The organism is Geodermatophilus sp. CPCC 205506, assembly GCF_051383635.1.
GTDB lineage: Bacteria > Actinomycetota > Actinomycetes > Mycobacteriales > Geodermatophilaceae > Geodermatophilus.
Genome location: NZ_JALPKP010000036.1, coordinates 33,737 through 46,486 on the forward strand (window position 1 = coordinate 33,737; position 12,750 = coordinate 46,486).

A 12,750-nucleotide genomic window follows, 5' to 3' on the forward strand; every position below is an offset into this window, starting at 1 on the left:
GTTGACACTCCTCGGAGTGGGTCCTATGGTCTACGCCACAGCAGCTCATGAATCGTTTCAGGCGAAGGAGGCGGTCACCGTGGACCATGCCCCGGCACCAGCGCCCGCAGGTCCCGTGGTCCTCGCCCTCGAGGACGTCAGCAAGTCGTTCGGCGCGGTGGCCGCGCTCCGCGGTGCGCAGCTCGAGCTCCGGGCCGGCGAGGCGCACGCCCTCGTGGGGGAGAACGGCGCCGGCAAGTCCACGCTGGTCAAGATCCTCGCCGGGGTGCACGGCCCGGACGCCGGCCGCGTCATGCTCGACGGCGCGCCGGTCACCCTGGACGGCCCGGCCGCGGCCCGCGCCGCCGGCATCGCGGTCATCTACCAGGAGCCCACGCTGTTCCCCGACCTCTCGGTCGCGGAGAACATCTTCATGGGCCGCCAGCCGCTCACCGGCGGGCGGCGGATCGACCGCCGGGAGCTCACCGCCCGCTGCCGGGCCCTGTTCGAGCGGCTGGGCGTGCGCCTGGACCCCGAGCGGCCGGCCCGCGGCCTGTCGATCGCCGACCAGCAGATGGTCGAGATCGCCAAGGCGATCTCGTTCGACGCCCGGGTGCTGGTCATGGACGAGCCGACGGCGGCGCTGTCCGGCGTCGAGGTGGAGCGGCTGTTCACCGTGGCCCGCTCGCTGCGCGACTCGGGGGCCGCCGTCCTCTTCATCTCGCACCGCTTCGACGAGGTCTTCGACCTCTGCGACCGGATCACCGTCATGCGGGACGGCCAGTGGGTGTCCACCGACGCCACCGCCGACCTCACGGTCGACCAGGTCGTCCGCCGCATGGTCGGCCGCGAGGTCTCCTCGCTCTTCCCGAAGCTGGACGTCGAGGCGGGCGAGGTCGTCCTCTCGGTCCGGGGCCTCAGCCGCCGGGGCGTCTTCAGCGACGTCTCCTTCGACGTGCGCGCCGGCGAGATCGTCGCGCTGGCCGGGCTGGTCGGCGCCGGCCGCAGCGAGGTCGTGCGCGCCGTCTTCGGCATCGACCGCTACGACGCCGGGTCGGTCGAGCTCGACGGGGAGGCGCTGCGCCCCGGCAACCCCGCGGCGGCGATGGCCGCCGGCATCGCGCTGGTCCCGGAGGACCGCCGCCAGCAGGGGCTGGTCATGGAGCTGTCCGTCGAGCGCAACGCCACCCTCACCCGCCGCTGGCAGCTGTCCCGGCTGGGCTGGCTCTCCGCCCGGCGCGAGCGCGACACGGCCGCCGAGTGGTCGACGAAGCTGCAGGTCAAGGCCGGCCGGCTCACCGACCCGGTCTCCACCCTCTCCGGCGGCAACCAGCAGAAGGTCGTCCTGGCCAAGTGGCTGTCGACCCAGCCGCGGGTGCTGATCGTCGACGAGCCCACCCGCGGCATCGACGTCGGCACCAAGGCCGAGGTCCACCGGCTGCTGTCCCAGCTCGCCGCCGACGGCCTGGCCGTCGTCATGGTGTCCAGCGAACTCCCGGAGGTCCTCGGCATGGCCGACCGCGTCCTCGTCATGCACGAGGGCCGCCTCGTCGACGACATCCCCCGCGCCCGTGCCGACGAGGACAGCGTCATGCTCGCGGCCACCGGCCAGTCCGGCCGGACGGCGGTCGCCCCGTGACCGCCCAGCAGACGGCACCGCCCCCGGAGGCCCCGGCCGCCGAGCGGAGCGGGCGCCGCGGTGCCGCGCTCGTGCACCGGCTGGTCGTCGTCCGCGAGCTGGGCATCCTCGCCGCGCTGGTGCTGCTGGTCGTCGTGACGGTGATCGCGAACCCGCGGTTCCTGTCCGGTCAGAACGTCCGGGACCTGCTGATCTCGGCGTCGATCCTCACCGTCCTCGCGGCGGGGCAGACCGTCGTCATCATCACCAGGAACGTCGACCTGTCGGTCGGCTCGACCCTGGGCCTCTCCGCGTACGCCACCGGCACCCTGCTGGCCACCGCTCCCGGGACGCCGGTCGTGATCGCCGTCCTCGTGGGGATCGCCGTCGGCGCGCTGTGCGGCGTGCTGAACGGGGTCATCGTCGCCGTGGCGAAGGTGCCGTCCCTGGTCGTCACGCTCGGCACGCTGTACGCCATCCGCGGCCTGACCTCGCTGTGGGCGAGCGAGAGCGACCGGCTGCAGATCAACGCCTCCGACCTGCCCTCGGGCTTCAAGGCGATCGCGGGCGCCCGGCTGCTGGGCATCCCGGTCCTCTTCCTCGTCGCCCTGGTCGTCGTCCTCCTGGTCGGCTTCCACCTGCGCAACTACCGCAGCGGCCGGGAGCTCTACGGCATCGGGTCCGACCCCGAGGCGGCCCGGCTGTCCGGGATCCCGGTCGGCCGGCGGGTCTTCGCCGCCTTCGTGGTCAGCGGCGCGCTGGCCGGGCTGGCCGGCGTCCTCTACGCCGCCCGGTTCCAGACGCTGGACGCCACCGCCGGCACCGGCCAGGAGCTGTTCGTCGTCGCGGCCGCCGTGGTCGGCGGCGTGGCCATCTTCGGCGGCAGCGGGTCGGTCTACGGCGCGGCCCTGGGCGCCCTGCTCCTCACCACCATCGGCGCCGCGCTGCCCCAGCTCGGCCTCAACCCGTTCTGGCGCGAGGCGGCCGTCGGCGCGCTGATCCTCGCCGCGATCGTGCTGGACCGGTCGCTGTCCCTGCGCCTCGCCCGCCGCCTCCGAGGGAGGAACCTCCGTGGCAGTTGACACCGCCCCCACCGCTCCGGCCGGCTCACCGGCCCGCCGCACCGGTCCGGCCTCCCGGCTGCGCCTGCTGGGGACCGGCGACGGGGTCATCACCCTGGTGCTGGTGCTGTTCCTGCTCGTCGCGGCCTTCGCGGTCGAGGGGTTCGCCTCGGCGCGCAACACCGGCTTCCTGCTGCTCGACGTGGTCGTGATCGTCCTGATCGCGCTGCCGCTGACGCTGGTGATCGTCACCGGCGAGATCGACCTCTCGGTGGCGAGCACGGTGGGCCTGTCGAGCGCCGTCATGGGCCAGCTGTGGTTCTCCGGCCTCCCGCTGGAACTGATCATCCCGCTGTGCCTGGTGCTCGGCGCGGTGCTCGGCGCCGTCAACGGGTTCCTGGTGACGCGGCTGGGGCTGCCGTCGCTCGCGGTCACCATCGGCACCCTCGCCCTCTACCGCGGGCTGGCCTTCGTCGTGCTCGGTGACCGGGCGGTCGCGGACTTCCCACGGTCGTGGACCACCTGGGCGATCAGCGGGATCGGGGACACCGGCATCCCGGTGGTCGTCGTCCCCCTGCTGGTCCTCGTGCTGGTCACCGGTGTGGTGCTGCACGCCACCCCCGTCGGCCGCTCGCTCTACGCGATGGGCAACAGCGAGGACGCCGCCCGCTTCAGCGGCATCGACGTCGCCCGCACCAAGTTCTGGCTGTTCGTCGTCACCGGCGTGGTCAGCGCGCTGGCCGGCATCTACTGGACGCTGCGCTACGGCAGCGCCCGCGGCGACAACGCCCAGGGCCTGGAGCTGCAGGTCATCGCGGCGATCCTGCTCGGCGGCGTGTCCATCTTCGGCGGCCGCGGCGGGCTGCTCGGCGTCCTCGCCGGGGCCCTGCTGCTGGCCTCGGTCCGCAACGCCCTCCAGCTGGGCAACGTGCCGGCCGACGTCCTCAACATCGTGACCGGCGGCCTGCTGATCGTCGCCGTCGTCGCCCCGCAGGTGACCGCCTGGGTCCGGCGCCGGACCCGAGCGCGCCCGCGCACCCCCTGAGCGCACCACCCGCGCGCGTCCAGGGACGGACGCGCACCCGACGCCCCACCCCGGCCGTCTCGGCGCCGGCAGACCAGAGAGGGAACCAATGACCAGCTTCCTGTCCCGCCGCCCACTGCGCGGCGGCCTGACCGGGCTCGCGGTGGCGGCCCTGGTGCTCACGACCGCGGCCTGCGGCGGCACCACACGCGGCGACGAGGAGGAGAGCGCCGGCGGTGCCGCCGCCGGCGCCAGCGCCGACCCGGACGCCGAGATCCCCGCCGACCTGGCGGTGGGCTTCCTCCCCAAGCAGGTGAACAACCCCTACTTCTCCGTCGCATCGGCGGGGGCCGAGGCGGCCACCGGCGAGTTCAGCGGGGAGTACACCGAGACCGGCCCGTCGGAGGCCAGCGCCTCCTCGCAGGTGAGCTACATCAACACGCTGAGCCAGCAGGGCACCGACGTCATCCTGACCTCGGCCAACGACCCCAACGCCATCTGCAGCGCGCTGGACCAGGCGCGCTCGGCCGGGGCCAGCGTCGTCACCTTCGACTCCGACACCGACCCCGCGTGCCGCGACCTGTTCGTCAACCAGGCCACCACCGAGGGCATCGCCAAGGCGCAGGTCGACCTGATCGCCGAGCAGATCGGCGGGGCCGGGCAGGTGGCGATCCTGTCCGCGACGGCGAACGCGACGAACCAGAACACCTGGATCGAGGAGATGCAGTCCTACGCCGCCGCGGAGCACCCGGACCTCGAGTTCGTGGCGACGGTGTACGGCGACGACGAGGACGAGAAGTCCTTCCAGGAGACCCAGGGTCTGCTCCAGACCTACCCGGACCTGGCGGGCATCATCTCGCCGACCACCGTCGGCATCGCCGCCGCGGCGCGCTACCTGTCCGGCTCGGAGTTCAAGGGCCAGGTCGCGCTGACCGGTCTGGGCACGCCCAACCAGATGCGCGAGTACGTCCAGAACGGGACCGTCACGGCTTTCGCGCTGTGGAACCCGGAGGAGCTCGGCTACCTCGCCGCGTACGCCGGTGCGGCGCTCGCGGCCGGCCAGATCACCGGTGAGGAGGGCGAGACCTTCGAGGCCGGCGACCTGGGCGAGTTCACGATCGAGGCCGACGGCGTCGTCGTCCTCGGCGAGCCCACCGTCTTCAACGCCGACAACATCGACGACTTCGACTTCTGACGTCGTCGTCCCGCTGCCGCCGGCCGTGGACCGGCCGGCGGCAGCGGGACACCGCACCCCCGGAGAGGACCCCCGTGCCCCGCGTCTGCTTCACCCTCCACGTCCGGCCCGACCGGCTGGCGGAGTACCGGCAGCGCCACGCCGCCGTCTGGCCGGAGATGCTCCGCGCGCTGCGCGACGCCGGCTGGCACGACTACCAGCTCTTCCTGCGCGCGGACGGCCTGCTCGTCGGCACCCTGGTGACCGACGACCTCGCCGCCGCGCAGGCCGCGATGGACGCCACCGAGGTGAGCGCCCGCTGGGAGGCCGAGATGGCCCCCTTCTTCGACGTCCCCGGCGACCTGCCCGGGCGCGGGAAGCACGAGCTCGACCTGGTCTTCGACCTCGACGCCCAGCTGACGGCGGCCGGCGAGACCACCACGCAGAACGGAGACCCCCAGTGACCGACCTCCGCGCCCGCGCGCTCGCCGCGCTGGCCGACCAGACCATCGAGCTGCCCTCCTGGGCGTTCGGCAACTCCGGCACCCGGTTCAAGGTGTTCGGCCAGCCGGGGGTGGCCCGCGACCCGTTCGAGAAGCTCGAGGACGCCGCCCAGGTGCACCGGAACACCGGCGTCGCGCCGCGCGTCTCCCTGCACATCCCGTGGGACCGGGTCGACGACTACGCCAAGCTGGCCGCGCACGCCGCCGACCTGGGGGTGCAGATCGGGGCGATCAACTCCAACCTCTTCCAGGACGACGAGTACCGGCTCGGCTCGCTGACCTCTGCCGACAAGGCCGTCCGCGACCGGGCGATCGCCCACCACGCCGAGTGCGTCGACGTCATGCGCGCCACCGGCTCGACCGACCTCAAGCTGTGGCTGCCCGACGGCACCAACTACGCCGGCCAGGACGACCTGCGGGCCCGGCAGGACCGGCTCGCCGACTCGCTGCAGCAGGTCTACGCGCTGCTCGACCCGGGCCACCGGCTGCTCATCGAGTACAAGTTCTACGAGCCGTACTTCTACGCGATGGACATCCCCGACTGGGGCACCTCGCTGGTGCACTGCCTGGCGCTCGGCGAGCAGGCGCAGGTCGTGCTCGACACCGGTCACCACGCGCCGGGGACCAACATCGAGTTCATCGTCATGCAGCTGCTGCGGGTCGGCCGGCTGGGCGCCTTCGACTTCAACTCGCGCTACTACGGCGACGACGACCTCATCGTGGGCTCGGCCGACCCGTTCCAGCTGTTCCGGATCATGAACGAGATCGTCGAGGCCGGCGCCCTCACCGGTGCCGGGGTCAACTTCATGCTCGACCAGTGCCACAACATCGAGCCGAAGATCCCCGGCCAGATCCGCTCGGTGATGAACGTCCAGGAGGCGACGGCGAAGGCGCTGCTGGTCGACCGCGACGCCCTGCACGCGGCCCAGACCTCCGGTGACGTGCTCGCCGCGCACGGCGCGCTGACCGACGCCTTCAGCACCGACGTCCGGCCGCTGCTGGCCGAGCTGCGCGAGAGCCGGGGTCTGGACGCCGACCCGTACGGCGCCTACGCCCGCTCCGGCAACCAGGAGCGCATCGCCGGCGAGCGCGTCGGCGGCCGCCAGGCCGGCTGGGGCGCGTGACCCCCTCCTGCTCCAGGGGCAGAAGTGGCCATTCCTGCCCATCCCTCCCGGACTTTCCGCGCCGAAAGTCCGTCCGAGAACTCCGGAAGGAACCACCCCCGTGACGAACACCGTGGTCAGCGAGCTGATCGGGCGCAGCAACCGGCTCGGCGCCGACCCGCGCAACACCAACTACGCCGGCGGCAACACCTCCGCCCAGGGCACCGAGACCGACCCGGTGACCGGGCGGCCCGTGGAGCTGCTGTGGGTCAAGGGGTCGGGCGGCGACCTCGGCACCCTCACCGAGCCCGGACTGGCCGTGCTGCGGCTGGACCGGCTCCGCTCCCTGGTCGACGTCTACCCCGGCGTCGAGCGCGAGGACGAGATGGTCGCCGCCTTCGACTACTGCCTGCACGGCCGCGGCGGCGCGGCGCCGTCGATCGACACCGCGATGCACGGCCTGGTCCGCGCCGCGCACGTCGACCACCTGCACCCCGACTCCGGCATCGCGCTGGCCACCGCGCCCGACGGCGAGGAGCTGACCCGCGAGTGCTTCGGCGACCGCGTGGTCTGGGTGCCGTGGCGGCGGCCCGGCTTCCAGCTCGGCCTGGACATCGCGGCGATCGCCGAGAAGAACCCGCAGGCCATCGGCTGCGTCCTCGGCGGGCACGGGATCACCGCCTGGGCCGAGACCAGCGAGCAGTGCGAGGCCAACTCGCTGGAGATCATCCGGACGGCGGAGCGGTTCCTCGCCGAGCGCGGGGTGGCCGAGCCGTTCGGCGCCGTCGTCCCCGGCTTCGAGCCGCTGCCCGACGCCGAGCGGCGGGTCCGCGCGGCCGCGCTCGCCCCCGTCGTCCGCGGCCTGGCGTCGACCGACAAGCCGCAGGTCGGGCACTTCACCGACGCCGACGTCGTCCTGGAGTTCCTGTCCCGGGAGAAGCTGGCCCCGCTCGCCGCCCTGGGCACCTCCTGCCCGGACCACTTCCTGCGCACCAAGGTCCGGCCCCTGGTGGTCGACCTGCCGGCCACCGCCCCGGTGGAGGACGTCGTCGCGCGGTTGACGGAGCTGCACGCCGAGTACCGCGAGGAGTACGCCGCCTACTACGCCCGGCACGCCACCCCGGACTCCCCGGCGATGCGCGGCGCCGACCCGGCGATCGTGCTGGTGCCCGGCGTCGGCATGTTCAGCTTCGGCTCCAACAAGCAGACCGCCCGCGTGGCCGGCGAGTTCTACGTCAACGCCATCAACGTGATGCGCGGCGCCGAGGCCGTCTCCAGCTACGCCCCGATCGACGAGAGCGAGAAGTTCCGCATCGAGTACTGGGCGCTGGAGGAGGCCAAGCTGGCCCGGATGCCGAAGCCCAAGCCGCTGGCCACCCGGGTCGCGCTGGTCACCGGCGCGGCGTCGGGCATCGGCAAGGCGATCGCGCACCGGCTGGCCGCCGAGGGTGCCTGCGTCGTCGTCGCCGACCTGGACCTGGCCAAGGCCGAGGCCGCCGCGGCCGAGATCGGCAACGCCGACGTCGCGCTGGGCGTGGCCGCTGACGTGTCCGACGCCGAGGCCGTCGCCGCCGCCTTCCGCGCGGCCGTGCTGGCCTTCGGCGGGGTGGACCTGGTCGTGAACAACGCCGGCCTGTCGATCTCCAAGCCGCTGCTGGAGACCACCGAGGCCGACTGGGACCTGCAGCACGACGTCATGGCCAAGGGCAGCTTCCTCGTCTCCCGCGAGGCCGCCCGGATCATGATCGAGCAGGGGCTGGGCGGCGACGTCGTCTACATCAGCAGCAAGAACTCGCTGTTCGCCGGCCCGAACAACATCGCCTACGGCGCGACCAAGGCCGACCAGGCGCACCAGGTGCGGCTGCTGGCCGCCGAGCTCGGCCCGCACCAGATCCGGGTCAACGGGATCAACCCGGACGGCGTGGTCCGCGGGTCGGGGATCTTCGCCGGCGGCTGGGGCGCGTCGCGGGCCGCCGTGTACGGGGTCGAGGAGGACAAGCTGGGTGAGTTCTACGCGCAGCGGACCCTGCTCAAGCGCGAGGTGCTGCCCGACCACGTCGCCGACGCCGTCTTCGCGCTCACCGGCGGCGACCTGACGCGGACGACGGGGCTGCACGTGCCCGTCGACTCCGGCGTCGCCGCCGCCTTCCTGCGCTGAGCAGGGCGGAAATGGCCATCTCTGCCCTCGCGGCGGTGGACCTGGGGGCCTCGAGCGGCCGGGTGATGGTCGCGCGGGTCGGCGCCGACCGGCTCGACCTCACCGAGGTGCACCGCTTCCCGAACCGGCCGGTGCGCACCGGCGGCACGCTGCACTGGGACGTGCTCGGCCTCTACGGCGGCGTGCTCGACGGGCTGCGGGCCGCCGGCCGTGAGGCGGGGCGGGTCGACGGGGTGGGCATCGACAGCTGGGCGGTCGACCACGGCCTGCTGGACGCCGACGGCGCGCTGCTGGGCAACCCGGTCCACTACCGGGACGCCCGGCACGCGACCGCGGTACCCGCCGTGCACGCCGTCGTCCCGCCCGAGGAGCTCTACCGGGTCAGCGGGCTGCAGCACCTGCCGTTCAACACCGTCTTCCAGCTGGCGGCCCGCCGCGGCACCGCCCAGCTGGCGGCGGCGCGGACGGCGCTGCTGGTGCCCGACCTGCTCGCGCACTGGCTCACCGGCGCCGTCGGGGCGGAGCTCACCAACGCCTCCACCACCGGCCTGCTCGACGCCACCACGGGGGAGTGGGCCGACGAGCTCATCGACCGGCTCGGGCTCGACCGCGGGCTGTTCCCGCCGCTGCGCCGGCCGGGCGACCGGCTGGGCGAGCTGACCGACGAGGTCCTCGCCGAGACCGGGCTGACCGGGCCGGTGCCGGTGACCGCGGTGGGGTCGCACGACACCGCGTCGGCCGTCGTCGGCGTCCCGGCGTCGTCGGACCGGTTCGCCTACGTGTCGTGCGGCACCTGGTCGCTGGTCGGCGTGGAGCTGGACGAGCCGGTGCTCACCGAGGCCAGCCGCGCCGCGGGCTTCACCAACGAGCTCGGCGTCGACGGCACGGTGCGGTACCTGCGCAACGTCATGGGCCTGTGGCTGCTGCAGGAGTCGCAGCGGACCTGGACCGCGCACGGGCTGCCCGCCGACCTGCCCGAGCTGCTCGCCGCCGCAGCCCGCGTCCCCGCCTTCACCGCCGTCGTCGACCCCGACGACCCGCGCTTCCTCCCGCCCGGCGACATGCCGGCCCGCATCGCCGCCGTCTGCGCCGAGACCGGGCAGACGCCGCCGCAGAGCCAGGCCGAGACGGTGCGCTGCATCCTCGACAGCCTGGCCCTGGCCTACCGGCGCGCCGTCCGGCGGGCCGCGGAGCTCTCCGGCCGCGACGTCGAGGTCGTGCACCTGGTCGGCGGGGGAGCGCGGAACGCCCTGCTGTGCCAGCTCACCGCTGACGCCTGCCGCGTGCCGGTGCTGGCCGGCCCGGTGGAGGCCGCGGCGCTGGGCAACGCGCTGGTGCAGGCCCGCGCCGCCGGGACGCTGGACGGCGGGCTGCCCGAGCTGCGGGCGCTGCTGCGGGCCACCCAGGAGGTCGCGACGTTCACGCCGTCCGGCTCCCCGGCCGCCTGGGACGCCGCGGAGGCGCGCCTGCCCACGTGACACCGGTACGGCGCCCAGCGGGCCCCGGACCGGCTCACCGGCCGGGCCCGTCCAGCAGCCGGTCGAGCTCGGTCCCGGCCTCGTCGCACCCGGCGTCGGACAGGCGCTGCAGCTCCAGCAGGTCGCCGGCGGCGACCGCGCGCCGGGTCAGCAGGTGTCCCGCGCGCAGGCAGCCCTCGTCCAGCAGCTCGCTCAACTCGGCGAGGTCCCCGCGCTCGTCGGCGAGGTCGGCCAGCCGGTCCAGGGCCTTCTCGTTGCCCTCGTCGGCCAGTGCCCGGAGGGTCTCCCGATCGGGGCGGGGGGTCGTCATGGGCTCATGCTGGGACCCTGCCCCAGGGGCAGGGTCAAGCACGACGATGACCCCGTGATCACCATCGGCCGGCTGGCCCGGTACGTCGGCGTGTCGATCAAGACGGTCCGCGTCTACCACGAGAAGGGTCTCCTGCCCGAGCCGCAGCGGGACGTCTCCGGCTACCGGCGCTACACGGCCCAGGACGTCGTCGAGCTGATCAAGACCCGGACCCTCGCCGAGGCCGGTGTCCCGCTGGCCCGGATCCGCGCGCTCAGGGAGGGGCCGGACGAGGCCTTCCGGCGCGCCCTCGCCCAGATCGACGCCGACCTCGGCGCCCGCATCCGGAGCCTGCGCCGCACGCGGCGGCGGCTCCGCGAGCTGGCCGCCGGCCACACCGGCCTGCTCCCCGCTGAGGTGGACTCGCACCTGCGGCAGCTGGGCGGACTCGGGTTCAGCGAGCGGTGGGTCGCGATGGAGCGCGACCTGTGGATCCTCGTGTTCGCCACCCACCCGGACCTCGCACCCCAGCTCTTCCGCGACCAGGCCCAGGCCCTGTCCGACCCCGACCTCCGCCGGCTCTACCTGGACTACGACCGCGCCCACGACCTCGACCCGGGGGACCCGTTCCTCGCCGACCTCGCCCGGCGCATCGTCGCGGCCACCAGGCACCGGTACGGGAGCGGCGACCTCCCCGGACAGGCGACGGGTTCGGAGATACCCCAGCTGATCCAGGGCTCGGTCAACGCCTCGTCCGCCGCCTGGAGCCGGCTCGACTCCCTGATCCGGCACGAGCTGCGCGGTGCTACGCCCGGGCCCTCGACGGGGTCCCCCGGACGCCGAGCCGGGCGGCCGCCGCGGTGAGCACCCCGGCGACGACCGCGCCCGAGACGTTGAGCGCGGCGTCGACGGGGGACACCACCCGGCCCAGCGGCAGCGCCCACTGCAGCAGTTCGATGCTCCCGGCCACCGTGACCGCGAGAGTGCCCAGCCGCCGTGGCGCTCCCAGGGCCGGCCACCGGAGCACGGCCGGCACCGCGAGCGGAGCGAGCAGCACGAGGTTGCCGATGAGCTGGAACAGCGTCGACCGGGACTCCAGGCCGGTGGCGTACCAGCGCAGCTCGGTCAGCGGCGCGCCCCACGCCCACCCGGTGCCGCCGGTCGGGGTGAGGGTCAGCACCACCACCGCGAGGGCCGCGCACAGCAGGGCGACGTCGAGCACGGTGCGGCGTTCGGCGTCCATCCGCCGACCCTCCCGCGACCGGCGGGGAGCCGGCTGGGTGGAACCTGGACGGGTCCTGGCAGCCGGCGCCGCGGATCAGAGGGCGTTGCGGCGGGCGACGTCGCCGAGCCAGGCGAGGCTGGGCTTCGGCGTCCGGGCGAAGGTCTGCCGGTCGACGGCGACCAGGCCGAACGTGGGCCGGTAGCCCAGCATCCACTCGAAGTTGTCGAGCAGGCTCCAGTGCACGTAGCCGCGGACGTCGGCGCCGGCCGCGACGGCGTCGCCGAGGCTGCGCAGCGCGTCGGTGGTGAACCGGATCCGGTCCTCGTCGTCGGCGGTGGCGATGCCGTTCTCGGTGACCAGCAGCGGCATGCCCCGGCAGCACCTCGGCCGCGCGCGCGACGGCGGCTCCCAGGGCCTGGGGACCGCCTCGAGGAACTGGTCCTCGAAGGCGGCGCGCTCCTCGCGCATCCGGTCGAGCCCGCCGTCCTCGGCGATGTGCTCCCGCCCGACCAGCGTCATCCCGGCCGGCGGGGACCCGGCGCCGCGCAGCACGTCCATGCCCCGGCGGTGCAGCTCGAGGAGGGCGTCGGCAACGCCCTGGTCGGGGCGGGGGAGGCCCGTGATGGCCTTGCCGCGCGCGGCCATCGCACCCATCACCGGCTGGGCGGCCATGAGGTTGGGCTCGTTGATCGTGGCGACGTACCCGGCGTCGCGGACGGCGGGCAGCGCGAACTCGGTGAACCGGGCGAAGCGGTCGCCGGCCCTCGGCCCGGTCCAGCGGCCGTCGTGCAGCAGCCAGCGCGGCATCGTGAAGTGGACGAGGGTGACGATCGGCGTCAGTCCCCGCTCGCGGCAGCCGTCGACGATCCGCCGGTAGTGGTCGGGGCCGCGCGGGAGAACTCGCCCTCCTCCGGCTCGATCCGGCTCCACTCCAGGCTGAACCGGAAGGTGTTCAGGCCGGCGCCGGCGACCAGGTCGAGGTCCTCGCGCCAGCGGTGGTAGGAGTCGCAGGCGTCGCCGCTCTTCTCCACGAACCGGGAGCGCTCGGCGTGCTCGAGCTCCCAGTGGTCGTTGCCGACGTTGCCGCCCTCGACCTGGTGCGCCGCGGTGGCCGCGCCCCAGAGGAAGCCGTCGGGGA

Annotated in this window: 12 protein-coding genes and 1 pseudogene; 9 read left to right on the top strand and 4 right to left on the bottom strand. The window is 74.1% G+C overall.

The window, feature by feature from the left end; all coding sequences use genetic code 11:
* Positions 1–79: 79 nt before the first annotated feature.
* The 8 genes from MY520_RS19365 to MY520_RS19400 all read left to right on the top strand — a co-directional run bounded on the left by MY520_RS19365 (position 80) and on the right by MY520_RS19400 (position 10,098).
* Positions 80–1,618, top strand: coding sequence for a sugar ABC transporter ATP-binding protein (locus MY520_RS19365; protein ID WP_436694199.1), 1,539 nt, complete (start codon positions 80–82; stop codon positions 1,616–1,618).
* Positions 1,615–2,679 (top strand): ABC transporter permease, encoded by a 1,065-nt coding sequence (locus MY520_RS19370; RefSeq protein ID WP_436694200.1) that lies wholly within the window; start codon positions 1,615–1,617, stop codon positions 2,677–2,679. The genes MY520_RS19365 and MY520_RS19370 overlap by 4 nt, the downstream gene beginning before the upstream one ends.
* A complete protein-coding gene (locus MY520_RS19375) occupies positions 2,669–3,703 on the top strand; it encodes an ABC transporter permease (RefSeq protein ID WP_436694201.1) in 1,035 nt (344 codons plus the stop codon). Before MY520_RS19370 ends, MY520_RS19375 begins: the two co-directional genes overlap by 11 nt.
* A gap of 88 nt (positions 3,704–3,791) precedes the next feature.
* On the top strand, positions 3,792–4,877 hold the full coding sequence (rhaS, locus tag MY520_RS19380; protein ID WP_436694202.1) for a rhamnose ABC transporter substrate-binding protein: 1,086 nt from the start codon (positions 3,792–3,794) through the stop codon (positions 4,875–4,877).
* Between the two features lie 74 nt (positions 4,878–4,951).
* Positions 4,952–5,320 (top strand): L-rhamnose mutarotase, encoded by a 369-nt coding sequence (locus MY520_RS19385; RefSeq protein ID WP_436694203.1) that lies wholly within the window; start codon positions 4,952–4,954, stop codon positions 5,318–5,320.
* Positions 5,317–6,483: an L-rhamnose isomerase gene (gene rhaI, locus MY520_RS19390; RefSeq protein ID WP_436694204.1), complete on the top strand. Its 1,167-nt coding sequence runs from the start codon at positions 5,317–5,319 to the stop codon at positions 6,481–6,483. The genes MY520_RS19385 and rhaI overlap by 4 nt, the downstream gene beginning before the upstream one ends.
* Before the next feature lie 100 nt (positions 6,484–6,583).
* The gene (locus tag MY520_RS19395) at positions 6,584–8,620 is read left to right on the top strand and encodes a bifunctional aldolase/short-chain dehydrogenase (protein ID WP_436694205.1); all 2,037 of its coding nucleotides are present in this window, start codon (positions 6,584–6,586) and stop codon (positions 8,618–8,620) included.
* Positions 8,621–8,631: 11 nt separating this feature from the next.
* Positions 8,632–10,098 (top strand): rhamnulokinase, encoded by a 1,467-nt coding sequence (locus MY520_RS19400; RefSeq protein WP_436694206.1) that lies wholly within the window; start codon positions 8,632–8,634, stop codon positions 10,096–10,098.
* Between the two features lie 34 nt (positions 10,099–10,132).
* Here the strand turns inward: MY520_RS19400 and MY520_RS19405 are convergent, their stop codons facing one another.
* Positions 10,133–10,408: a hypothetical protein gene (locus MY520_RS19405; protein WP_436694207.1), complete on the bottom strand. Its 276-nt coding sequence runs from the start codon at positions 10,406–10,408 to the stop codon at positions 10,133–10,135.
* A gap of 54 nt (positions 10,409–10,462) precedes the next feature.
* Here MY520_RS19405 and MY520_RS19410 point away from each other — a divergent pair, with 54 nt between their 5' ends.
* Positions 10,463–11,251, top strand: a complete 789-nt coding sequence (locus MY520_RS19410; protein WP_436694208.1) for a MerR family transcriptional regulator — start codon at positions 10,463–10,465, stop codon at positions 11,249–11,251.
* Here the strand turns inward: MY520_RS19410 and MY520_RS19415 are convergent.
* From MY520_RS19415 to MY520_RS19425, 3 genes and pseudogenes are all read right to left on the bottom strand, one after another.
* Positions 11,193–11,630: a VanZ family protein gene (locus tag MY520_RS19415; protein ID WP_436694209.1), complete on the bottom strand. Its 438-nt coding sequence runs from the start codon at positions 11,628–11,630 to the stop codon at positions 11,193–11,195. The two genes, MY520_RS19410 and MY520_RS19415, sit on opposite strands and share 59 nt — an antisense overlap.
* Positions 11,631–11,705: 75 nt before the next feature.
* Entirely contained in the window at positions 11,706–12,284 is a 579-nt protein-coding gene (locus tag MY520_RS19420; protein ID WP_436694225.1) for a family 1 glycosylhydrolase, read from the bottom strand.
* Positions 12,285–12,302: 18 nt separating this feature from the next.
* A pseudogene (locus tag MY520_RS19425) lies at positions 12,303–12,697 on the bottom strand (family 1 glycosylhydrolase); the annotation flags it as partial.
* Positions 12,698–12,750 lie beyond the last annotated feature (53 nt).

Excerpts from the sequence above, each read along its gene's own strand:
- rhaS (WP_436694202.1), top strand. The coding sequence starts at position 3,792 with ATGACCAGCTTCCTGTCCCGCCGCCCACTGCGCGGCGGCCTGACCGGG.
- MY520_RS19400 (WP_436694206.1), top strand. The coding sequence starts at position 8,632 with ATGGCCATCTCTGCCCTCGCGGCGGTGGACCTGGGGGCCTCGAGCGGC.
- MY520_RS19405 (WP_436694207.1), bottom strand. The coding sequence starts at position 10,408 with ATGACGACCCCCCGCCCCGATCGGGAGACCCTCCGGGCACTGGCCGAC.
- MY520_RS19420 (WP_436694225.1), bottom strand. The coding sequence starts at position 12,284 with ATGGCCGCCCAGCCGGTGATGGGTGCGATGGCCGCGCGCGGCAAGGCC.
- MY520_RS19415 (WP_436694209.1), bottom strand. The coding sequence starts at position 11,630 with ATGGACGCCGAACGCCGCACCGTGCTCGACGTCGCCCTGCTGTGCGCG.